Here is a 23,111-nt window from a genome sequence, read left to right on the forward strand (position 1 = left end):
TCCGTGCCTACGCCGTCGCGCTCTTCGCTGTATCCCTCCGCTGCGCTACAGGGATGCCGCTGCGATCGCTCACGCGGAGAACGTTGTGTACCTTACTTGCGGATCAAATAATATTACCTATAGGATAGGTGAGAGCTAAGGTGTAGCTTGATCTGAGGTCTGAAATATTACCGGATCATCGAGAAATGCCCTTTCATCTCCTGGCCATTCTGCCTTTTCACTACGAACCAATAGTCGGTAGCAGGTAGCGGAACTCCATTAAGCGTGCCATCCCAGCCGATGCTGTCGGTGCCAAAGCCGGTGATCAGCTTGCCGTAGCGGTCGTAAATATAAATGAGCATGTCAGGTTCCATTATGGAGAATTGTATGCGCCAGTTCTCGTTAATGCCATCGCCATTTGGTGTAAAGAATTTTGGGTATGTGAGTACGAAAGCAGGCATTGTAACCCTGCCGCATTCAAATATATCCCTTACATATACCAAATAAGGGCCTGGCGCAAGTCTTGTAAAAACGGGGCTATCCTGGTAATTGACACCGTCCAGGGAGTACTCAAAGCTGGCGGCCGACTGGTTTTGCATGATCACAGTGATCACATTGCTGCTGTCTGTCCAGTCATCCACATCGATGCGGCTTACTACAGGCAGTGGGGATAGTACGACACTTATGGTTTTCTCGGCTTCACAGCCATATTGATTCGTTACTTTTACGGTATGGCTCCCGGCTTCGGATACTGTTATCGACTGCGTGGTCTCACCACCCGACCAATGGTAAAAGTCAAAACCGGCATCGGCAATTACTTCGATATCTTCGCCTTCGCACACAACCCATACGGTCTCCATATCCAGTTCCGGCGCTCCGTCGGCATTAATAGTGAACGATGTCGTGGCAATGCAGGCAGTATTGTTATTGTAAACCAGGCGGGCGTATATCGTTGCTGTGGCAGAATCGTACAGAGTGGGCAACGGGCCTGTGCCTGTATCGGCATCGGCCTGCGAAGTGTGGTAAGTGATCGCGACCATTGCAGGGTCCTGCCCGTTGAGTATGGCGCTGTTTTGCTGCGACAGGTCAAACTGCTCTGTACCGTTGTTGTCGGTATCGCACAGGTGCATATCTGCAGGCTGTGTAGCAGTTACCAGCGACGGGAGGTCGGCCACATTGAATATTTCGGTCTTGAAGTTGCCGCACGGGTCGGCCACCCTTACCTTATAAAATGCGGAGTCGAGAGCATTAAAGATATTGTTCTGCCCATTGTTGAGGTAAAAGGAGTCATCGCCATTTTTACTGATGAGCTCATAGGTCGTAGGAGATACACCCTCTACATCTACCTGTACGTCGCCTATGGCACCGGAACAGGTAAGGCTCGTGATGCCGATTATTTTCAGGTCGTCGAGGAATTCGAACTCCTCTATAACTTCGGTACAGAATTTCTTGGTACTTACGCTCCCGTTGGGAAAGCTCTGGAACACTTTTACGATACGGAACTGGCCGGTATAATTAAGGCTGTAAACGGCGGTGTTATTGGTCAGCGGATACCCGTTATCAGGGTCAACAGGTGTATTCCCTGCGGGTATGGATACACCGGTGTCAGGATGGCCCCAGGTATCGGTCCCTGGGTCATATCGCTGCAGCCAGAAGGAAAGGAACGCTATGGCGTTGCTCGTATGCTGGAAGCTTATGTCGAACGAACCGCAATGCCGCGTTAAGGTGGAACTGTTTGCCGTGACAGTATAACCCGTGAGCGTTGCTGTTTTCGTGACCCCCGTTTCGCAGGTGGTGTCTATCAGGAAGGTATATTGTCCGGGAGGCAGGTTATCCATGTAAAAGGCACCGTCGAGAGCGGCAATGTTAAATGAAGCATCATAGGGCAACTGCTCAGGGAATCCGGGTGGTGCGGCTATTATTTTTACCATGGTCAATACACCTCCGGATGCGTTCATGTAAACCGTCGCCTTTCCGGGGGTACAGTCCGGGCGGCTAAGCGGCGTGCCTACATTGCCGGGTGCCTGCTGTATAATAAAATCTACAGGTGGCCATGTGGTACCACAGGTGTCTATTAGAGTTACGGTATATTCACCGGGTGGGAGGTCGTTGATTTTAAGCGCTCCCTCTTCGTCCACAAACCCCGAAACATCATGCGGCAGTTCATTTTCATCTTCATACGCCTGTGGTGCAACGGTTACTGTGCCAATGCCAATAAAGTATCCCGGTATCCCGATCTCGACTTTACCAGGATTCCCGAGGCAGTCGGCAGCAAAAGGGGATGCAATGGGTTCGATATCCGGCTCTGTAAGCTCGGTTTCATAAGTTGAGGTATGTCCGCAGGCATCGGTAACACTATACGCATAGGTCCCGACAGGAACGGTATCATCCGGATCCCCATAATAAATCGTGTTCTCGCTGAATGGCCCCGGGTGCGTGGCATTCACCGCGGCAGGGTCAAAACCGTCGGGTACCGAGGTGAACGTTACCATATATGGAGGGACGTACTTACTAATGTTTATCATGAACTGGTAATTGCCGCACCCCAAATTATTAAATCCGGGCATGGCGGAAAGCTTTTGGTTTACCGGGCAGTTGGCATTATATACCGTGCCACAGGGGTCTGTGACCTGCAGTGTATAGTGGTAGGGTGTGGCATGGAAAAAAGGTATGACCTGAGAGACCGTTGCCACTTCTTCTCCACCAGTGGCAATGGTTTGTGTATTTGTGAAAACGACATTGCCTGCAGGGTCGTAAACGGTGAACACAGCTGTGAGGGGATAAGCGATAGGCACTCCGTTAGACGAAGCTATTGCATTGCTAACAGTGATCTGGTCGCATGCCGGGAGGATCGAGTCTGGGAATGACGGAAGGTCTATGGCCAGCACCGGGCCGTCAGTAAATAAGGAATAGGTAACAACTTCTGCCGATCCGCAATTATCGGTAACCCTCACCTGGTAGCTGCCGGGCAGGAGGTTGTTGAAAACGTTCGACGCCTGGGCCGGCCTGGTCATTGGGCCGGTAATGATCTCGTAGGATGCTGACGTTCCGCTATTTACATTTACAGTAATGCTGCCGTCCGCGCCGCAATAGGCATTAACGCTTGTTAAAGTATAGGACAGGGGAACCGTCAGGTCATCAATAGTTACCTGTTCCTGATCGGTAACTGTGTTGCCGCCTATGACCTGTGTCGCTACAACTAAATAATCGCCGTCTATCAATCCGGAGACAGAGGTATTGGAATTATTGGATATGGGCGTGGCCGTATTGGGCAGCTTGTACACTTTGTAATTTACAGGCACATTCGGGTCAGCGTTGCTTACTGTAAATGAAAGGGCACCGCCGCCGGGGCATAATTCGTCTGTAACGGTAACGTCTACGGTTAGCTGTGCAGCCGCCGGGGTGAGCCAAAGCAGGAGTAGTATCACTTTAAAATTACTCCATAGCCAAAACTCAGGCGTTTGCCCGTAAGGTATTTTTAGGTTGGTTCTCATAGCAGAAATTAAGGCTTGGCAACTTAATTATTCCGCTAAAGATAACATTAATAAGAATTCGTTAACATTATTTTTTAGTTTTTAACATAAAACATTCATTTTGTTTATTATACAAAATAATGTTGAGTAACAGTATATTGGATAGTTACCTTTTGATAGAAAAGTGCCCTTTGAGTTCCCTGCCGTCGCCGCGTTTTACTATGAACCAATAGTCATCCGCAGGCATTGCCCGTCCGTTAAAGGTGCCATCCCATCCCTCGCTGGTAGCCCCAAAATTCGTAATGGGCTTGCCATAGCGGTCAAATATCTGTACCGTGAGTCCCGGCTCAAGCACGGCGAACTTTATCCGCCAGGTGTCATTACTGCCATCACCGTTAGGAGAGAAGAATTTTGGATAAGTAGCTATCATTATGTCCTCAGAATCGGGTGGGTAGCAGCCAAATTTGTCGCGCACATATACTGTGATCATGCCCGCAGGTACACCGGTAAGTTCGGAGCTGTCATAGTAATTTATCCCATCAAATGAATATTCATACCCCGAGGTATCGCTATCACCTGTAATTACGGTCACACTGTTGTCGTCATCGGTCCAGTCCTCAATTTCAACCTGGGTTATAAGCGGTTGGCTTATTACAAGGGCCGTTACGGTTTTTGAAACCTCGCAGCCGCCTTCATTTGTTACCGTCACCGTATATTCTCCCGGTACAGCTACGTTTATACTTTCGGTAGTTTCGCCGGTTGACCAGCTGTAAGACTCGTATCCGGCATCAGCCGAAATGGTTACGGGCTGCCCGTTGCACATGCCCCATGTTTCGGCCATGGCCAGTTCAAATGTAGGACTGGCTACTATGTTAAAAGAACTTGTGCTGTAACATAGCGGGTTTACGATCCATTCTACCCTCGCATAGATCGTGGCTGTCCCCGAACTGTAATTTGATGGTAGTGGATCGATGTCCTGGTCGGCATCCTGCTGGCTGGCGTGGTACGTGATCACTGCGATATCCGGGTCAACATCGCCTAAAATGGCATCGTCCTGAAGTGAGAGGTCAAAGGTACCGCCATTTCCTGTCTCATCGCAAAAGTACATATCTTCGGCTGCGCTGGCAGTAATCAGGGGAGGGAGTTCGGCAATGTTGAACTGCTCAACGCGCACTTCGCCGCAGGCATCGGTCACCTGCAAAACATACAATCCTGATACGAGTCCTGTAAAAATGCTATTAGTGCCGTTGTCTACATAAAATGAAGTATCGCCATCCCTGCTTATGAGCTCATATTGCGGCGTTATGCCTGTTGCCTGTACTTCTATCTCAAAGTCTTCGCCTACACAGGTGCGGTTATAAATACCGGTAATGCCTAAAAGGTTATAAAACTCGAACTCCTGAACCTCCTCAATGCAGTTCTTTTCTGTTCTGCCCAGTGAGCCCATGCAATACGATGTTTGCTGCCTGAGGATGCGGAACTCCCCAGTGGCGGTAAACCCGGTATTAGACTGTGATAGTGGCAGGGCATTATCTCCTGTAAGGACATCATTTGCTACATAAGCAGTTCCGTTACCAGGATGTTCCCATGAATCGGTGGCATCATTATACCGCTGCAGCCAGAAATTGACCGAATCGCCGGCATTGGACTCATAAGTAGTATAAATACTGAAATCATTGCATGTGGGCTGTACCTCTATCGAGTTGGCCGTAACCGATAGGGGAAGTATTTCTACCGTTTGGGTATAGCCATTCTCACATTCCGTATCTACGCTAAAGGTATAATTGCCGGGAGGCAGTGCATCCATGCTAAAGTCGCCTTCAAAAATGTTAGAAGTAGCGTTGAATGGTAATGCACTTCCAAATGACGATGGCGCGCTCGTGATCGTCACGGCAGTGATCGATGGTGTTATTTTTATCGATCCCATTCCTTCGGTACAGTCCGGTATTGGAAGATATTCAGGTTCCTGCGGTGCGAACTGTGGCACGGTGCCAACAATACCTGTATAGGAGTTGCCACAGGAGTCGGTTAGGTTAAATGTATAATTTCCGGGGTTTAGGCCGCTAATTGTGAACACCCCGCCATTGTTGATCTCAGCAGTTGCGTCATAAGGTGTTGCCTGGCCATATCCCGACGGTGCCGCTGTCATAATGACCGACGTCAGATCCGCGTTAGGTACCCTTAATAGCACCCTGCCAAGCTGTGTCTGGCAGTTATTATTGGTAGCCTGCACTACAGGCTCGGGTGGGGTTAGCGGGATTACCTGGCGTGTAAAATCGTCTGTGCGCCCGCAGGCATCGGTTATGGTACCCGCATAGTTACCCAGCGGAACGGGGTTGCTTTCGCTGCCAAAGACCGTAGGGCCGGTGTATGAGCCGGGATAGTTCCCGTTGAAAGATGCCGGGTCGAACCCTGCCGGTACCGAAGTGAAACTGATGGTATAAGGGGCTACAAGATTGGTGGCATTTACCGTAAGGCTCTGGCCATTGCACGATACCTGAGAAGCTGAAGCGCTTGCATTGAGCACGCGGTTCACTGTGTTCTCTAACTCATAAACGTTGCCGCAGGGGTCGGTTACTGATATGTCCACGGTATAAGCCTCAGGATGATAGTCGATAAGGCGGTTTATGGTAAGCAGCGACGGATTGCCGGAATTTATTGTTTGGTTATATACTTGCGGCGTACCTCCGTTGGGTGGTGTGACGGTCATTTGCACCGTTAGCGGATAAATAATACCTGATGAGCTTGAAGTGCTAATTGTGTAGCTGATATTCATGCTGTTGCAGGAAGGAAAAGTGCTGTCAGGGTACTCTGGGCCTGCCAGTGTAAGCACAGTGGGTTCGGCCACGGTAAAAGTATGGTTGGCAGTAAAGCCATTGCCGCATTCGTCGGTTACGCGTACCTCATACGTTCCTGACGGGACATTGGTAAATACGTTCGATGCCTGGGGGGCAACGGTAACAGGCCCGTTTATAATTTCGTACGTAGAAGGATCGCCGGCAGTTACGGTAACGGTCATGTCAGTACCGCTGCTGCACGTAGCTACCGAATTGCTTATGTAAAATTCAACCGGTACATACAACGACCCTATGGTAGCATTGGCCTGCCCTGTTGAGGTATTGCCATCGCCAAGTTCCTGTGTGGCGACAACAAGGTAATCTCCATCGCCCAGGGCGGGCACATTGGTTTGTGTGCTGTTCCAGATCGGTATGGTATCCTCAGGCAGAAGGTACACCTTATAAACCACAGGTATAGAAGGATTGGCATTGGACACGGAAAGCGAAAGTGCGCCATAGCCGGGACAGGTCTCATTGGTCACGGCAACATTGACCGTAAGCTGCGCGCCTGCCATCCAGCTGAACAGCAAAAAGCATAGTATGGTAAGGTGTTTTTTTTGCGGGAGGGTAAAATTGTTCATTTATAGGTGTTGAATTTCAGCAGGTTATAGTTCTTCTTTAGCAATGCATAAAATAACTCATTATTGAACCGCCACGCTGTTAAGGGCATGGTAAAGAGTGTTAACCAAATCCTATATTTTCCGTTAGGATAACTTTAAGACTAATGTTTTGCAAATCAAAAAAATATCTTACCTTTGCGCACCTTTTGGCAGGACGGGTTTCCTGAAGGTATTAATCATTTTTTTGTAAAACGCTTCTGCTGTTTTGCGCTGCTAGGAACCCACGCACGGCACAGGATACAAATTTTTATATCAGCATGTCTGAACAAACAAAATCAAAAGAGGAATTTCTACAGGAGTTTAACTGGCACAACTTTGAAGAAGGTATCGATCCGGTAGACGAGCAAAACCTTAGGGAATTTGAAAGCCTTGTTGAAAAGACTTTCATTTCAACTGACAGCGACGAAGTAGTAGAAGGTACAGTAGTACGCATCACTGACCGTGATGCTATCGTTGACATCAACGCAAAATCCGAAGGTGTTATCTCCCTTAACGAATTCCGTTACAACCCGAACCTTAAAGTAGGTGACAAAGTTGAAGTACTTATCGACGTTCGCGAAGACAAGTCAGGACAGCTTGTACTTTCTCACAAGAAAGCACGTACCATCAAGGCTTGGGACAGGGTTATCAATGCTAATGAAACAGGCGAGATCGTTAACGGTTTCGTTAAGTGCAGGACTAAAGGCGGTATGATCGTTGACGTATTCGGCATCGAGGCATTCCTTCCTGGTTCGCAGATAGACGTAAAACCTATCAGGGATTACGACCAGTACGTAAACAAGACTATGGAGTTCAAAGTTGTAAAGATCAACCACGAGTTCAAGAACGTAGTAGTTTCGCACAAAGCCCTTATCGAGGCTGATATCGAAGTACAGAAAAAAGAGATCATCGGGCAGCTTGAAAAAGGCCAGGTACTTGAAGGTGTTGTTAAGAACATCACTTCATACGGTGTATTCATCGACCTTGGAGGTGTTGACGGACTTATCCACATCACTGACCTTTCATGGAGCCGTATCAACCACCCAAGCGAAGTGCTTGAGCTTGACCAGAAGCTTAATGTGGTTATCCTTGACTTCGATGATGAGAAAACAAGGATCCAGCTTGGTCTTAAGCAGCTTAACGCCCACCCGTGGGATGCGCTTGACTCTAAGCTTGCTGTAGGTGACAAAGTGAAAGGTAAAGTAGTGGTTATTGCTGACTACGGCGCGTTCATCGAAGTTGCTGAAGGTGTAGAAGGCCTTATCCACGTTTCTGAAATGTCATGGTCTACGCACCTGCGTTCTGCCCAGGACTTCGTAAAAGTTGGTGATGAGGTTGAAGCAGTTATCCTGACCCTTGACAGGGAAGACCGCAAAATGTCTCTTGGCATCAAGCAGCTTTCTCAAGATCCATGGACTGACATCACGTCTAAATACCCTGTAGGTTCACGCCACACAGGTATCGTAAGGAACTTTACTAACTTTGGTGTATTCGTTGAGCTTGAAGAGGGCATCGACGGACTTATCTATATCTCAGACCTTTCATGGACTAAGAAGATCAAACACCCATCTGAGTTCGTGAACGTAGGCGACAAGCTTGACGTTGTAGTTCTTGAGCTTGATGTTGACGGACGCAAACTGTCTCTTGGACACAAGCAGACTCAGGCTAACCCATGGGATAAGTATGAGGATTCTTTCGGTGTAGGTTCAGTTCATAACGGAACTATCGCTGAGATCGTTGACAAAGGCGCTACTGTAGAGTTTGGTGACGATATCGTTGCTTTCATCCCTACACGTCACCTTGAGAAAGAAGATGGCAAGAAACTTAAGAAAGGTGAAGTTGCCGACTTCAAAGTGATCGAGTTCAACAAAGAGTTCAAAAGGGTAGTAGCTTCTCACACTGCTACATTCCGTGATGAGGAAGAGAAAAATGTTAGGTCACAACAAGACAATAACAACAATAACATGTCTTCATCGTCAAACAATGCAGAGAAAACCACCCTTGGTGATATCGACGTATTGTCACAGCTTAAAGAAAGAATGGAAAAAGGAGAGCAGAAGTAATCCTCATCCGCTTTAGATATGAAACCCCTTCCGGAAACGGAGGGGGTTTTTGATTTGGGGATAAAATGTGTATTTTGGATTAGATAAAAGTAGCGCGACGGTCTTTCCGGATTAGGGATTTTTTTTTGATATAATGGAAATACTCGAAAGGTGTGTGTTTAAAACGTATGTTAACTCATGTCCAACACTTCTTCATCTGAAGTTAACGAATTAAAACTTGTCAACAATTCCCTTCCAAAAATATTTTTCCTATCCATAAAATTTGATAGATTTGGCACGGCCAAAATTACAGTGCGGCCAGGGGGAAATGAGCCGAACAGAAACCTGAATACTATAGTAGGCATTAACCAATAAAACAACCTATAAATGAAACTTTCAAAACTTGTGGTACTCGCCGCAGTACTTATGACGATGAGCGTAAGCGCACAGAAAAAAGCCGCTGCAAAACCTGCTGCCAAGCCTGCCGCGGCTAAAGCAGCAAGCTCAAAAGCGACCAAAGCCGAGACCATGGACTGGATCGGAGGCAAAATGCAGGAGAACCTTGCTTCGCCAAGGAAATTCGTTTCCTATTCCAACGGCCTTTTTGTGTATACTAAGGAAATGTACGGTGGCGAAATTTGCACTACTACAATCGACCTTAATAAAGTGACCGGCCTGAGCAATGAGTACTCTGAAGATTTTTTCATGTCTGGAAAAGGCATGGGACTTACAACATGCGTACAGGATACTAAACCGAACGTTTTCGAATACATTTCGATCGCGGGCCCTAACTATAAGGATTACAGTTCGCCATTCAACTTTACCCCGGACCAGACACTGGTAGAGAGGATGAGGAAAGCGCTTAACACCCTTGTAGAATACAACGGAGCATCAAAAAAAGGCGCTGACGAGAAATTCTAATCAGCCAGGATTAATAGACGAAACCACCTCATGCAGGTGGTTTTTGTTTTAGGATCAGGACTCACACAAAAATGTGCATTATCCGTCACCCTTTTATTTGAGCAGGGGTGGGGATAAATAAACCATTGTAGAATTTAACCTACGTTCAAATAAAAGAATTTGCTATCTTAGTGATTTAAACCAACTAGCTATGAAACGTTTACTACTATCCGCGGCATTATTTGTCAGTATTACAGCCTTTGCTCAAACATACCCAAAGTATACTAATGAGGCAGGTACTCCAAAGTCAACCTCAAAGCCTCCTGCTGCCAGGCTCAAGAGCGACGGTACCGAAATGAGATCGGAAACCGTAATGCCTTCCCGTATTACGGGCGACTTCCAGGAGATCATGGAAAGGGCGGTGATACAGAATAAAGAACATAATTACGCCGCCGCCATAAGCCTGTACACCCAGGCGCTGAATGTCGCCAATGAGGAGCAGGCCTGGAGGGCGCTGGTATCGCGCGCGACGACCTACCAAACAATGGATAAGCCTAACCTTGATAAAGCTATACGCGACCTGACCACAATTATCGATGCACAAAATGCACCACAAAAGCAACTCGCTTATATTTATACCTGCCGGGGAAGGATATTACAGGAAATGGGCGATATAGCCGGCGGCTGTGCGGATGCACTGAAAGCAAAAGAACTCGGCCTTCCTGTAGCGCTTATGGCAGGGTTGGAGGGGTGTAAGTAGTTTTTGGTTGTCGGTCGAGTATGGGTTCAAAACAGCCTTTCCCTTCAGCCCCGATCGCAGCGGCATCCCCGACGATAGGAGGGATAAAGCGGAAAGCGGGAACAGTGTTTAGCAATTGCACTACCGCCTACTGCTCCTAAAAAGAAAATTATCAGGATCGTCCTGCGAAATGGAATAGCCGCAAGAGTAAGAACGCTCCGTCACCCTCCCCTTGGGGGAGGGCTGGGGAGGGGAATTTAAAAGGGTCATAAAAAACAAACCCCGACGAAATACTCCGCCGGGGCCACATTTTTATAGCTTACCTTAATGAATGGCAGGCTGCCTAATTCTTCAACAGCGAATTGTCTACAATATTCAGGATGGCATCAAAGTCACCCATTAGCGTAGCCTTTATGGTAGGGTTCTTTGTATTGGAGATATAGCGGTCGCTATTGTAGTTCCACATATACATAGCATCCTCAACGGTATTTCGGTCATTGGAAGACATGGGAAGCTGTATGATCTCCACGTATATGAGGTTCCGCAGGCGCGTAAGGCTCATCATGTCTTTAGCCTCTAAAAACTCTTTTATCATCCCCTTCAGTTGATCCTTCTTTTCAGTTTTTGTCATTATACATGGTTTAAGTCATGTAAGGTACGACAATAAAGTGGTTATCGGTTGCCGATAATTGGTTTCCAGACTTTTACTCATAGATCGATAATCAAGGATCAGCAAGCCAAGCCTAAAAGCAGGAGTAAGCATCTGACGGCCGTTAACCATCAATCGGCAATATTTACGAGTTACCGTATAAATTCGACTCCCCACCATCTATGGCTATGGTTTGCCCGTTCACATACTGGCAGTCGTCGCTTAGCAGAAAGGCTACAAGATTGCCCACTTCCTCAGGCTTGCCTAATCGGCGTGTCGGGTTGCGTTGGGCATATTCTTTCTCAGCCGCGGCAGGGTCGGCGGCATTTACCTGCTTAAAAGCTTCGGCCACCATAGGTGTAAGTATCGCACCCGGCGCTATGGCATTGGTGAAGATGTTGTCCTTTCCGTACTCAATGGCGGCGTTCTTGGTCATTCCCGATACGGCATGCTTACTGGCTACATAAGGCATTTGGTTCACAACACCTCTTATACCGCCTACAGATGCTACGTTAACGATCTTTCCGCCACCGTTCTTCTGCATGGCCGGGATCACATAGCGTAGTCCGTAGTAAACCCCCATCAGGTTGATGTCGATCACCTTCTTAAATACTTCAATATCATATTCGGTGATCGGGGCCTGCTTGCCCTCTATACCCGCATTATTGTAAAAGCCATCGATCTGGCCAAACTCCGAGATCGTTCTATCTACATAGTTTTTCACGGCATCCTCATTCGAAACATCGGCTGAAATGGTCAGTATTTTTGCCTTCGGTGCAATGCCAAGCAGTTCTGTTTTGGCTTTAGTTAAAGCATCCTCATTGTAATCTACAAGTGTCAGGTTAGCGCCGCGTTCGGCAACTACTTTTGCGGTCGCAAGGCCAAGCCCCATGGCAGCCCCTGTTATGATTATCGTTTTTCCCTGAAATGTGCTCATAATTTAATAGTTTTAATTTTACTAAAATTACGAAGACATTAATTCTGCAAAAGTTAACTGCCCGTTAATTAACGGAATAACTGATTTGAGCGTAGGAAAATTATATTTGTTTTGCGATAACTGAAGCATAACAGCTAATACTGTAACGATTTTGTTTTCAGTTATCCCCCTAATCCCCAAAGGGAGAACTGCACACAGGCGTGTAGTCCCCTCCCAGTCCTCCCCCAAGGGGAGGCTACGGGACGTGCTTACTCCTGCCGAATATTTCAGAGTTCACATGCTTATGGCCAGGGAGGAGACTATCAGGTATGAGTAAGCAGCTGTCAACCGTCAACTGTCAACCGACAACTAAGAGATATAATTCCAGATATTCTTCTTTTTACCCATCTCGATGAACGCGTGCCTGAGTGCTGCATGTTCTGGTTTGCTGAGCGGGGCATCGTCCTGTAGCAGGCGAATGGCGTGGTGGCGCGCAAGTTGGAGTATGTCTTTGTCCCTAACGATGTCGGCGATCTGCAGGTTGAGTACACCGCTTTGCTGTGTCCCCATGATATCGCCCGGGCCTCGCAGCTTTAAGTCGACCTCTGCTATCTCGAAGCCGTCGTTTGTGCGGCACATCGTTTCAAGGCGGGTCTTGCTGTCGTTGCTCAGCTTTTGGCCGGTCATCATGATGCAGTAGCTTTGGTCGGCGCCACGGCCTACACGTCCCCGTAACTGGTGTAGCTGCGACAAGCCGAAACGCTCGGCGCTCTCTATCACCATTACGCTGGCATTGGGTACGTTCACGCCGACCTCGATCACGGTAGTAGCTACCATCAGGTTGGTCTTTCCGGCGGCAAAACGGGCCATTTCGCTGTCCTTTTCGGATGGCTTCATCTGGCCGTGTACAATGCTGACCGAATATTGTGGCAGCGGGAAGTCGCGCGAAATGCTTTCATAGCCATCCATCAGGTCTTTGTAATCCATCTTCTCGCTCTCCTGTATTAGTGGGTAGACAATGTAGACCTGGCGACCTTTTGCAATTTCATCCTTAAGGAATTTCCATACTTTCAGTCGGTTGCTGTCATAGCGGTGTACGGTCTGTATGGGCTTGCGGCCCGGCGGCAGCTCATCGATCACCGATATGTCCAGGTCCCCATACAGGCTCATGGCAAGCGTTCGCGGAATAGGGGTGGCGGTCATGACCAGTACGTGTGGCGGGATGTCGTTCTTGCGCCACAGCCTGCTGCGCTGCTCCACCCCGAAACGGTGTTGCTCGTCGATAACGGCAAGGCCGAGGTTTTTGAACCGCACCTTGTCTTCCAGCAGCGCGTGCGTACCTATGATGATATGCAATGTGCCATTCTCCAGTTCCTCATGTATGATCCTGCGCTCGGCCGTTTTGGTAGACCCGGTAAGTATCTTGATATTGATGCCCAAAGGTTGGGCGAGTTCGCTAAGCCCTATAAAATGTTGGTTGGCGAGTATTTCCGTCGGGGCCATTAGGCAGGCCTGGAAACCATTATCCAATGCTAAAAGCATGCTCATCAACGCGACTATGGTTTTCCCCGATCCTACATCGCCCTGCAAAAGGCGGTTCATCTGTGCGGGCTGGCCCATGTCGTGGCGGATCTCTTTTATCACACGCTTTTGCGCGCCTGTCAGTTCAAAGGGAAGATGGTTTTGGTAAAGATCATTAAAGTAAATACCTACCTTATCGAACACGTGACCTTTTATCTTATGCTTGCGGATGAGGTTCTTGGTAATGAGCTGCAGCTGGATGAAGAACAATTCTTCAAACTTGAGCCGGAACTGCGCCCGTGCCAGCAACTCGGGGCTTTTAGGGAAGTGGATGTTGAACAGCGCCGCATTCTTCGGGATCAGCTGCACCTCATTGATGATGGATGGCGGCAGCACGTCGCTATATAGCGCCTGCGTTTCGCGGAACAGCTGCTGCATGATGTTGTTTATCACCTTATTGGTAATGCCGCGTTGCGTAAGCTTTTCTGTACTAGGGTAGATGGGCTGCATGGCGCTGCGAAGGCTTTGCTCATGATCGCTCAGCAGTTCCATCTCGGGGTGTGCCATATTGAACATGCCATTAAACGCACTTGCCTTACCAAATACAACATACGGAATGTTGATCTTGATGTTCTCCCGTATCCATTTCTGGCCCTGGAACCATACGAGCTCCATTTCGCCGGTGCCGTCTGAAAATGTGGCTACAAGCCGTGTCTTCTTTTCGCCAACGGTCTTCAGGTTCATGACCTTGCCCACCACCTGTACTTCGGCATTGTTGTTGATCAGCTCATTGACCTTATAATACCGTGTCCGGTCAATGTACCGATTTGGGAACAGGTGCAGCAGGTCGCCATACTTATGGATGCCGAGTTCTTTGCGTAGCAGTTCGCCACGCGCCGGGCCTACACCCTTGAGGTATTCTATGGGAGTTTCGAGCAGGTTATTCATCCCTGCGAAGATAATAAATTTACAGGGATGAGTGAGTGGCTCTGTCGTCGCAGGGGAAGAATGGCTGAGCGATCTTTCTCCCGGCAGGAGTGTAGCTCATTCCCCCTTCGGGGAGTGGGGGGCTCGTAGCGAAAGGCAAGTCTACTTTTGCCGTCGTCTTTCCCGCTATCGCCTTTATCTGCTCCGTGCCTCCGCAGGATACCGGCTCTATCGGGGCTATCGGGGAAACTATCTTTTTATCCGCGATCTCCATCCCATTGGCAACCCGGAACTATAAACCCTGAACCCCATAAAGGAACAATCCCCAACGCAATGTTAATCCCTTTCGCCATTGGCGCGGCTTAGCGTAATTTAGTATCCACAAAGGATATCATGCAAATGGAGACGAAAACCACGCTATTTCTCATACCGGGCGGCCGCGAGCTTGCGCTTCCCGAACATTCCGATAAATTCAGGTCAGCCATGAGGCAGGCCATTGCCGGACATACTGCAAAGCTGCTCATGCTGGCAGATACACCACTCGTTCCTGAAGCCGAAATGCAGGCTGTTGCCAAATACAAGAATGTGCTCGCTATAGAATCCGACGAAATAGTTACCGAAGAAGATGCCTGGGCCATAGCCTACGAGGAACAGGCAGACAATTACCTGCCCGTGGTAGCCGATTCAGGTTATGACTTCCAGGTGGTGCAAATGCAGCCTGTCGCGGTCAAGTATGAGGATTTTGAGTTTTTGGAGAAATATATAAGCTAATTTCGGAACCTTAAGTGTACTGTAAAAATTAGTGATAGAAGTATGACCGATAGTATCAAGACATATTTTAGTGTCGGGCCCTTAACCACCATCTCCGGATATTGTGTTTCATGTTTAAAGAAAAATTCAGTGATCCTGCGGTGATCTGATAGTATCAGGAATAATAATCCCGTCGTAAGTGTTACCGACTGTATCAATGCGCCGGCATTCATGCTGTAGCAAATATTGATAAGCAAAAGGTTAAGCATGACCCCAAATAGCAGGATGCTTCCAAAAAGGGTGGTACGGCGGAAGAGCAGCAGTATCGCGCCCCCGATTTGCATGCCCGCGATGATAGTGCCGTAAAGAGCGCTGTACCCAAAATAATACCACGTTAGCCACTCTCCGTCCTGCTTGTTCATTGGCAGCGATGCGATCTCTTCCGGAACTATGAATTGAAGCCCGAAGATCTTCTTCCACCCAAAACATGCAATACTAAAGGCAATGCCATAGCGGATAACAGAACAAAGAAACGCATAAGTGCTTTCGGAATTTATCGTGTTATTCTTTTCCTTGTGGTGCCAAACAAATGGATACACCAATGCAGTGACCAGGGACATACCTGTCAATGGGAAAATAACAGTGGGTGGCAGCCATGGTATAGTTCCGCCATTGCCAAGCAGCAGCAGGGTGCCTGCTATTGTGGATCCCGCTATTGAGCAGGTAAGCAGTTTTCTAAGTAACGATGATCTTTCAGGTGTTGTTCGCAGCATGATATTAATTTTTATATGCTGCAAATATGTTGTAATACAATTGATTAAAGTGTGCCTGTGTACATCCGCACCTATTTATGCGGTTATATGGGTATTTTGTTTTACAAATTGTGTCGGTGTCATACCTGTACACTTCTTAAATGTGGCATTAAAGGTGCTTTTCGAAGTGAAGCCTGAACGGTATGCGATGCCAAGTATATTCAGTTTCTTGAATTGGCCGGAAAGCAGCAATAATTTTGCGGCTTCCACACGATGCCTGTTAATGAAGTTGTAGAAGTTCTCATTATAAGCTTCATTAATAAGGTAAGAAGCTTCATTAGTAGTTATTTCCAGCATTTCGGCCAGTGCTGGCAGTGTAAGTTCGTTATCAAGATGAACTTCCTGTTCATCAATAAGCCTTCGTAGTTTTTCGGTCAATATGTTTAAACGCGCCTCCGATAAACGCTTTTGCCTCTGCACGGGGCCAGGCTTTCCCATTATCTCAGTGAGGCCGGATCTTTCCGCATCTGTAAGATCATATATTTCCTTTTGCTGTAGTGAAAAGTAAGCGAGGAAAAATAAGCAGGCCAAGTACAGAAAAGGAGTATAAGGTATCAGTATGTCAATATGGAAATACAGGATGTTGAGCCATGTTGCGGCAATAACGCCCACGATGAGTAAAAAATTCTTTAGCCATGCCAACCCGCTACTTTCTGTCGACGACGAAAATAACCTGAGAGCTTTGTTATGATCCTCCAGCCTTTGTAAAGACAATGACCAATATAGGATACTTTGCAGTGGAAGCGCCGAGGCTAAAATAATAAAGACTATTTTGGCAATGTCAGGGCTAAGCGCTATATTTTCTCCGGTGACGAAAAAAGGAATGCGGAACCCTAAGAAGAACAGGAACGGTGTAAAGTGCAGCAAGTGTTTCCGCTTAAAGGCAGGAGTGAGGGAAGTAAATGAAATAACTGCCAGGTATAATGCAGGCGCAGTGAGAAAACGCAGCAGGCCGATGAGCTCAAACAGTCTTGGATGGCCGTACTGGAAATTTTGCTTAGCAAGGGCCATTTCAAGCATCGCCAGGCCAAAAGTGATAACAAACACAGCCAACCATTTATTGGCAATAGTATTTGCCCTCCGGCTATTGAGCATGCACTCAAATCCCAGCAAAAAGGCTGCTCCACCGGCCATGCAGGTTACAAAGTTAATATCCATATAAATGTAATGCGATCGCTAAGATAGCCAATAAACCATAATGCTGTTGCCTGCCGACAATAAAGCCGTATCATTGCTCATGGAATATAAGGAATACGAACTTTCATCTAATGCCAGTCTTACCGTTTTCGGGTTTATATCCACCGGCAGTAACGGGACTGTTCCCATGGCTATCAAGTATACGGCTACATTAAATGAACACGTATGCAATCTTGGCTATGGCAGTATCATTTCCATTAACGAACGAACGGGAGAAACAGAAATAGACGATATTTCGCCATCCGGAAATAATGACACCTTTGCGGTGCTGGCAACTGTGTTCCGCTCGGTGTATGCCTTCACAGAGCGCCATCCGGATGCGTATGTGCTCTTTGGCAGCAGCGATCCCGTTAAGCTGCGCCTCTACCGAATGGCGCTCACTAAAAATTATAGTTTAGTGACCGAAACTTTCGACCTTTTTGGTGCAGAGCATAATGCATCGGGGCAATTATCTAATGTTGCCTTTGATCCGGGTGCTGTTGTTAAGGGCTATTTTCTTAAAAGAACGAAATTGGGAACATGAAAATACAAATGATCTATATTCAGGATCGTACAATTTACTCCGTCACCTTCACCCAGTCCACATATACCTTGGCATTCCCTTTCCTAATATCATCCACTGTGCTTTGCGGCAGGCCATTATAAGGAGTTTTCACACCATTGATCTTGGCAGGGTAAGCGCCGCCGAGGGCAAAGTTCAGTATCAGGAAGTGCGGTTTGTCGAATACCCACGGGCCGTAGTTATCCACGACCGGGCGGGTAACGCGGTAAAACAGCTTTCCATCCACTTTAAAGAGTAGCGAATCCTTAGTCCAGTCCACCGAGTATACATGCCATTCAGACACATCCGTACCTTCTAAATACACCTTATTCACCAGGTGCGTATCGCCATAATAGCCTGGCCCGTGCAGCGCGCAACCTATCCAGTCGGGTTCGCCTACGTACTCCATGATGTCGATCTCGCCGCATTCGGGCCAGTCGCCCTGCGCGCCCAATGCCCAGAATGCAGGCCAGTATCCGCTACCGGGAGGCATTTTCATGCGTGCGGCCATCGAACCATAGGTAAACTGCTTCTTACCCCGCGAATCCATACGGCCCGATATGAAGTCGTATTTTTTGCCGTTCTCAGCGAGATACCCCGGACTGTAATGCGCCTGTATCACTAATGCGCCGTTCTCTGCGCCTGCAACATTTTTATCAAGATAAAGCGTGGCGGTCGAATCGGCGTAAGCCTGCTGCTCGTTGTTCACGAACACATCAGTGCGTGGTGTCCAGTTGGCGGTGTCGATCGTCGTTACGGAAAAATCATCGAAGAACAATACGTTTTCTTTAGCGTCGGATTTTTCTTCCGCTTTTGCAGGTTCTTCTTTTTTCGCGCAGGAGGCAGAAAGGAGGATGAGCATTGCACCCAACGGCAATGCCTTGAATGATCGGGTCATAACGGTGGTTGTTTGTTATGACCGAAGATAATATAATTTTATCTACTGTGGCTGTTGTGTTACCCGGTTTTTCATGGGTCTTCCTTCACCACACTTCCTTCCGGCGGGTATTTTATCGTTGCCTTCAGCTTCTCCACTTGTGCGTGGTCAAACTTCGGCAGCGGCATTTCGTTGTTGTCGCGCCATTCTTTTACGGTTTCTGCGGCAGCATTGGCACGGTCAAAATCATAAAGGTCATTTGGGGTATAGCCCATTTGCGAAGGCAGGGCAAAATAAGTCCCGCTGCTTATCACCACGTCCATCATGAGTAACAATAGGTCTTCATGGATCTCCTGCGCCGTGTCCCAGTTAGGCGCTTCCACATAGGCAGTGACATCCATTTTCAGTGAGCTCGAAACAATGCCCGTAAACCGTACGATAGGAGGGGAGTCCAGTACCTTAGGATGGGCATAGAGCACTTTGCGCAATTCCACCAGCAGGTAGCGTATCTGGTCGGGCGTGGTCTCCAGCCTGAAATAGAATATGGGATTGAACAGGAAACGGTCACGGAACGCATAATTCTCTATCCGGCTCGAAGAGAATTCCCCATTCGGTATGGTCACTATGGTACGTGCCGATGTGCGCAGGCGTGTGCTCCGCATCCCTATCGACTCCACCGTACCCGATATGTCGCCTATCTTACACCAGTCGCCTACACGTATGGGCTGATCTGCAATAAGGGTCACGCTGCCCACAAAGTTCTCCATGGTCTTTTGCGCCCCCAGCGCCAGTGCGATACCACCTATTCCCAGTGCGGCAAGCCCCGCGGTAACGTCTACGCCCAGCGCACCCAACACCGCAATGATGCCGAATATTACGATGGCTATCTTGGCCGTCCGCCTCAGGAACATAATGATTGATATTGCCGAAACGCGCTTGCGTACCGTCATTCGGTCTTTTGTGTAAATGCTCACCAGATCGGCAATGCGCCACAACAGCATAAGGATCGCCACAATGCCTACGGTAACGCTGATCACGCTGAAACGCTGCCTGACAATGATAGAAATGCCCACCTGCTGCGATACCTCCACAAATATCCATACCGTGAGGTACAGGCGGAACGGCAATTCAAAAGCCCTGATGATCGGCGCTGTGTTCTCTTCCCGTGCTTTTTTCCATACCGCGCGTATCAGCAGGCTTATGATTGAGATGGCTGCCCACGCTGCCAGGTAGGCCAGCATGATGAGTACCACAAGGGCCAGCCAATGCCCAACGGGTACCCCGCCCAACCGCTGCTCCTTAAGTACATCAGGAAGTATTCTATCGACCAAAAGGTCATTATCCACATTGATGCTGAGAACGTCATCGACCGTTTCGGCCGAAAAAAGCCATACCGCCGGCTCTCCTGCTTTTGCCGTATTTTTTACGATGAGGTCTACCGTTTCACCCGCCGCGGTAATGTTGCCCACCAGATCGGTACCCTCGGCAAGTTTTTCCTCGTCAGTGCGCCCGGTCTCTTTGTTGCTTATGAACCCGTAGGCCTGTATATCGCCGCTCTGGTCCAGCAGCCTTTGAAAAATGGTCACTATGCGTATGCGCTCGGCCTCTTTGCGGTAAGCCCTTTTATTGAGCTCAAGGTAGTGGCTGGCAAGCACATAATCTGATTCTCCTATGGCTGTTATAAACCCCTCAACGGTACCGCGCGGTGTGCGGCGGCCCAGTGTATCCTTTGGCGCTTCGGCTACAGCCTCTTCGGTTTTTCCTGTACCGGGTATCAGCTGTGCCTGGGCAGTGACCGCAAAAAACAGGACGATCAGTAAATAATATTTTTTGAAGATGTGCTTCATGGTTGTATTCTTTTGGCGTGCCGCCTTCGCTGCGCTGCGGCGTCGGGCTTTCCGCTCTATCTGCTCCGTTGCACTTCGCAGGATACCGCTGCATTCCCTCACGCGGACCTCACCCCCGGCCCCTCTCCAAAGGAGAGGGGAGTCGTAAGGAACTGAATTTACGTTTTATGCACATGTTTTCGTGTAAAAACGCCGCACTGCAACGCACCTGAATTCGGATTACATAAAAGTAAAAAATCCTACAATCCTACAAGTCCTATTTAACGTTATTTTCTGAAAATAAGATCGCTCCAAATGCTTAGTTTTGTGCAAACAACCCATACATGAAATATTTGTTTTTCCTGTTCCTTTCTACCATCGCCTTTGCCCAGCAAACAAAAAAGGTTGACTTTAAAACGGCGAATGCCCACCTGTCCTTCGATGTGCCGAACAAGAAAGTTATGGGCAGGATAGTGTATACCTTTGAAGTGCTTGACAAAAAAGTCGATACCATCTACATTGATGCCCGGAACATGAAGTTTACCGATGTAAAAGTAAATGGCAAAAAGAAAACGGGATGGATAGCTTCGGCGAATGCCTTAAAGCTGTACAAAGGTTTTAAAAAAGGGAAAAATACGGTGGAGTTCCGGTATGAGGCGCAACCGAAACAGACGCTATACTTTGTAAAAGATGGCAATGACGACCAGGTATGGACACAAGGCCAGGGGAAGTACACCAGCCACTGGCTGCCCAGCTTTGATGATGTGAACGAGAAGGTGATCTTTAATATGTCTGCAACCTTTGACGCCAATTACACCGTCTTGTCCAATGGGGAACTCAGCAAAAAGGGGTTGCTCGGTAAAGATACTTCCTGGTATTACGAAATGGAGAAACCTATGAGCAGCTACCTTGTAATGCTTGCCATCGGAAAATTCGATATGCGATCAGAAACATCCGCATCCGATACGCCTCTGGAATATTACCTTCGCCCGGAGGATAAGGACAAATTCGGACCAACCTACCGTGACAGCAAACGGATGTTCGATTTCCTTGAAAAAGAAATCGGTGTAAAGTACCCATGGGGCATCTACCGCCAGGTGCCTGTGCTCGACTTCCTGTATGCCGGTATGGAGAATACTACGTCCACCATTTTCGCGCAGGATTTCGTGGTCGATGAAACCGGCTTTAACGACCGCACCTACATTAATGTCAATGCCCACGAGTTGGCGCACCAGTGGTTCGGCGACCTTGTTACCGCCGAAAGCAGTACCCACCACTGGCTGCAGGAGGGCTTTGCGACCTACTATGCGCTGCTGTGCGAAAAGGAACTGTATGGCGACGACCATTTCAACTACGAACTCTACCAAATGGCCGAACGACTGCAGCAGGCCGCCAAAACCGATACCATTCCTGTAATGAACGAAAAGGCAAGCACACTCACCTTCTACCAAAAGGGGGCGTGGGCGCTACATGTATTGCGAAATGGTGTGGGCGAGGAGGCTTTCCGAAAGGCTGTTAAGGCCTACCTTGAAAAGTATGCCTGCAAAAATGTTGATACCGATGATTTTTTTGCGGAGATCAATAAAGTCTCCAACTATGATACTAACAGCTTCCGCAAACGCTGGCTTGAAAAAGGCGGGTTCGAGGTTCAGGAGGCATTAGAACTGCTCAACAAGAACGAATTCATGCAGCTTTACCTGAAACTGGGTGACCTGGCCGACAAGCGTTTTACCGAAAAGAAGCCCATCTACATGCAGATCTTGCAGTCGGACCAGTTCTACCCGGTAAAAGAGGAGGTGCTGTTCCAGATCGCTGAGGTACCTTTTGAGGAAAAAGCGGAACTTATTCGTTATGCCATGCAGTCGGGCGACATCATGCTGCGGCAGGCCGTGGCGCGTACGGTGACATCTATACCGCCATCGTTCACCAATGAATATATTACACTTCTCGAAGATAACTCCTATATTACAAAGGAGATCGCACTTAACGTGCTGTGCAGCAAACTTCCTGACAGGCAGCCGGAATTTCTCGATAAAGCCGATGGGTGGATAGGCTTCAACGATAAGAACCTGCGCATACTATGGCTCACGCTGTCCTATAATGCGGTGGGCTACCGCGCTACTGAAAAAGATAAAATGTACGCGGAGCTGTTGGAATACTCTTCTTCCAAATATGAAAGCACTGTACGCCAAAATGCCCTGGCCAACCTGCTCTATATTGGGAAATTTGATATGATAATGCTGCAAAACCTTGTCAATGCCGCCGGCCACCACAAATGGCAGTTCGTAAAGTTCGCAAAGGACAATATCAGAAAAATGCTTAAGAAAGATGTTTTAAGGGCGCAATTCGAAAGCCTGCTGCCGTCATTGCCGGAAAGCGACAGGAAGAGGCTTGAGGGGCTGCTGGGGGAGAGGTAATGTTTAGATTTTAGATATGAGATCATTAGATTTTTAGATGTAAGACTTGGGGCGACAAGCTTATATCTGATCAGGCAGTCTAGGATCCTGTATCGAATAATCCAACATC

The 23,111-nt window shown here is 48.0% G+C and carries 15 protein-coding genes; 6 read left to right on the top strand and 9 right to left on the bottom strand.

Features of this window, described 5'->3' with window-relative positions:
- Window positions 1–167 precede the first annotated feature (167 nt).
- Complete coding sequence (locus ACT6R0_RS02190; protein ID WP_444650876.1) at window positions 168–3,473, bottom strand: T9SS type B sorting domain-containing protein; 3,306 nt, start codon at window positions 3,471–3,473, stop codon at window positions 168–170.
- Window positions 3,474–3,618: 145 nt separating this feature from the next.
- The gene (locus ACT6R0_RS02195) at window positions 3,619–6,870 is read right to left on the bottom strand and encodes a T9SS type B sorting domain-containing protein (RefSeq protein WP_444650878.1); all 3,252 of its coding nucleotides are present in this window, start codon (window positions 6,868–6,870) and stop codon (window positions 3,619–3,621) included.
- 296 nt (window positions 6,871–7,166) lie between these two features.
- Here ACT6R0_RS02195 and rpsA point away from each other — a divergent pair, with 296 nt between their 5' ends.
- From rpsA to ACT6R0_RS02210, 3 genes are all read left to right on the top strand, one after another.
- Window positions 7,167–8,951 carry a 30S ribosomal protein S1 gene (gene rpsA / locus ACT6R0_RS02200; RefSeq protein WP_444650880.1) on the top strand — a complete coding sequence of 595 codons (1,785 nt, stop codon included), beginning with the start codon at window positions 7,167–7,169 and terminating at the stop codon, window positions 8,949–8,951.
- A gap of 366 nt (window positions 8,952–9,317) precedes the next feature.
- Window positions 9,318–9,851, top strand: coding sequence for a hypothetical protein (locus ACT6R0_RS02205; RefSeq protein ID WP_444650881.1), 534 nt, complete (start codon window positions 9,318–9,320; stop codon window positions 9,849–9,851).
- 190 nt (window positions 9,852–10,041) lie between these two features.
- Window positions 10,042–10,590 (top strand): hypothetical protein, encoded by a 549-nt coding sequence (locus ACT6R0_RS02210; RefSeq protein ID WP_444650883.1) that lies wholly within the window; start codon window positions 10,042–10,044, stop codon window positions 10,588–10,590.
- Between the two features lie 322 nt (window positions 10,591–10,912).
- Here the strand turns inward: ACT6R0_RS02210 and ACT6R0_RS02215 are convergent, their stop codons facing one another.
- From ACT6R0_RS02215 to recG, 3 genes are all read right to left on the bottom strand, one after another.
- Window positions 10,913–11,200: a hypothetical protein gene (locus tag ACT6R0_RS02215; protein ID WP_444650884.1), complete on the bottom strand. Its 288-nt coding sequence runs from the start codon at window positions 11,198–11,200 to the stop codon at window positions 10,913–10,915.
- Window positions 11,201–11,363: 163 nt separating this feature from the next.
- Window positions 11,364–12,155 carry a glucose 1-dehydrogenase gene (locus ACT6R0_RS02220; RefSeq protein WP_444650886.1) on the bottom strand — a complete coding sequence of 264 codons (792 nt, stop codon included), beginning with the start codon at window positions 12,153–12,155 and terminating at the stop codon, window positions 11,364–11,366.
- A 348-nt stretch (window positions 12,156–12,503) separates the two neighbouring features.
- Window positions 12,504–14,603, bottom strand: a complete 2,100-nt coding sequence (recG, locus tag ACT6R0_RS02225) for an ATP-dependent DNA helicase RecG (protein ID WP_444650888.1) — start codon at window positions 14,601–14,603, stop codon at window positions 12,504–12,506.
- A gap of 378 nt (window positions 14,604–14,981) precedes the next feature.
- Here recG and ACT6R0_RS02230 point away from each other — a divergent pair, with 378 nt between their 5' ends.
- Entirely contained in the window at window positions 14,982–15,353 is a 372-nt protein-coding gene (locus ACT6R0_RS02230) for a hypothetical protein (protein WP_444650890.1), read from the top strand.
- Here the strand turns inward: ACT6R0_RS02230 and ACT6R0_RS02235 are convergent.
- Both ACT6R0_RS02235 and ACT6R0_RS02240 read right to left on the bottom strand, forming a co-directional pair.
- Window positions 15,350–16,105: a hypothetical protein gene (locus tag ACT6R0_RS02235; RefSeq protein WP_444650892.1), complete on the bottom strand. Its 756-nt coding sequence runs from the start codon at window positions 16,103–16,105 to the stop codon at window positions 15,350–15,352. The two genes, ACT6R0_RS02230 and ACT6R0_RS02235, sit on opposite strands and share 4 nt — an antisense overlap.
- Before the next feature lie 75 nt (window positions 16,106–16,180).
- The gene (locus ACT6R0_RS02240; RefSeq protein ID WP_444650893.1) at window positions 16,181–17,302 is read right to left on the bottom strand and encodes a helix-turn-helix domain-containing protein; all 1,122 of its coding nucleotides are present in this window, start codon (window positions 17,300–17,302) and stop codon (window positions 16,181–16,183) included.
- 40 nt (window positions 17,303–17,342) lie between these two features.
- Between ACT6R0_RS02240 and ACT6R0_RS02245 the strand changes: the two genes are divergently transcribed.
- On the top strand, window positions 17,343–17,864 hold the full coding sequence (locus ACT6R0_RS02245; protein ID WP_444650894.1) for a DUF6934 family protein: 522 nt from the start codon (window positions 17,343–17,345) through the stop codon (window positions 17,862–17,864).
- A 34-nt stretch (window positions 17,865–17,898) separates the two neighbouring features.
- Here ACT6R0_RS02245 and ACT6R0_RS02250 read toward each other — a convergent pair whose 3' ends face one another.
- Entirely contained in the window at window positions 17,899–18,780 is an 882-nt protein-coding gene (locus ACT6R0_RS02250; protein WP_444650896.1) for a glycoside hydrolase family 16 protein, read from the bottom strand.
- Window positions 18,781–18,851: 71 nt separating this feature from the next.
- Window positions 18,852–20,606 carry a mechanosensitive ion channel family protein gene (locus ACT6R0_RS02255; protein ID WP_444650898.1) on the bottom strand — a complete coding sequence of 585 codons (1,755 nt, stop codon included), beginning with the start codon at window positions 20,604–20,606 and terminating at the stop codon, window positions 18,852–18,854.
- A 323-nt stretch (window positions 20,607–20,929) separates the two neighbouring features.
- Between ACT6R0_RS02255 and ACT6R0_RS02260 the strand changes: the two genes are divergently transcribed.
- Window positions 20,930–23,002: a M1 family metallopeptidase gene (locus ACT6R0_RS02260; RefSeq protein WP_444650900.1), complete on the top strand. Its 2,073-nt coding sequence runs from the start codon at window positions 20,930–20,932 to the stop codon at window positions 23,000–23,002.
- Window positions 23,003–23,111 lie beyond the last annotated feature (109 nt).

Source organism: Flavobacterium sp. (genome assembly GCF_052437795.1).
In the GTDB taxonomy this organism is placed as follows: Bacteria; Bacteroidota; Bacteroidia; order Flavobacteriales; family Flavobacteriaceae; genus Flavobacterium.

Excerpts from the sequence above, each read along its gene's own strand:
- ACT6R0_RS02245 (WP_444650894.1), top strand. The coding sequence starts at position 17,343 with ATGCTGTTGCCTGCCGACAATAAAGCCGTATCATTGCTCATGGAATAT.
- ACT6R0_RS02215 (WP_444650884.1), bottom strand. The coding sequence starts at position 11,200 with ATGACAAAAACTGAAAAGAAGGATCAACTGAAGGGGATGATAAAAGAG.
- ACT6R0_RS02230 (WP_444650890.1), top strand. The coding sequence starts at position 14,982 with ATGGAGACGAAAACCACGCTATTTCTCATACCGGGCGGCCGCGAGCTT.
- ACT6R0_RS02210 (WP_444650883.1), top strand. The coding sequence starts at position 10,042 with ATGAAACGTTTACTACTATCCGCGGCATTATTTGTCAGTATTACAGCC.
- ACT6R0_RS02260 (WP_444650900.1), top strand. The coding sequence starts at position 20,930 with ATGAAATATTTGTTTTTCCTGTTCCTTTCTACCATCGCCTTTGCCCAG.
- ACT6R0_RS02250 (WP_444650896.1), bottom strand. The coding sequence starts at position 18,780 with ATGACCCGATCATTCAAGGCATTGCCGTTGGGTGCAATGCTCATCCTC.
- ACT6R0_RS02240 (WP_444650893.1), bottom strand. The coding sequence starts at position 17,302 with ATGGATATTAACTTTGTAACCTGCATGGCCGGTGGAGCAGCCTTTTTG.
- ACT6R0_RS02255 (WP_444650898.1), bottom strand. The coding sequence starts at position 20,606 with ATGAAGCACATCTTCAAAAAATATTATTTACTGATCGTCCTGTTTTTT.
- ACT6R0_RS02205 (WP_444650881.1), top strand. The coding sequence starts at position 9,318 with ATGAAACTTTCAAAACTTGTGGTACTCGCCGCAGTACTTATGACGATG.
- ACT6R0_RS02220 (WP_444650886.1), bottom strand. The coding sequence starts at position 12,155 with ATGAGCACATTTCAGGGAAAAACGATAATCATAACAGGGGCTGCCATG.
- ACT6R0_RS02235 (WP_444650892.1), bottom strand. The coding sequence starts at position 16,105 with ATGCTGCGAACAACACCTGAAAGATCATCGTTACTTAGAAAACTGCTT.
- recG (WP_444650888.1), bottom strand. The coding sequence starts at position 14,603 with ATGAATAACCTGCTCGAAACTCCCATAGAATACCTCAAGGGTGTAGGC.
- ACT6R0_RS02195 (WP_444650878.1), bottom strand. The coding sequence starts at position 6,870 with ATGAACAATTTTACCCTCCCGCAAAAAAAACACCTTACCATACTATGC.
- rpsA (WP_444650880.1), top strand. The coding sequence starts at position 7,167 with ATGTCTGAACAAACAAAATCAAAAGAGGAATTTCTACAGGAGTTTAAC.
- ACT6R0_RS02190 (WP_444650876.1), bottom strand. The coding sequence starts at position 3,473 with ATGAGAACCAACCTAAAAATACCTTACGGGCAAACGCCTGAGTTTTGG.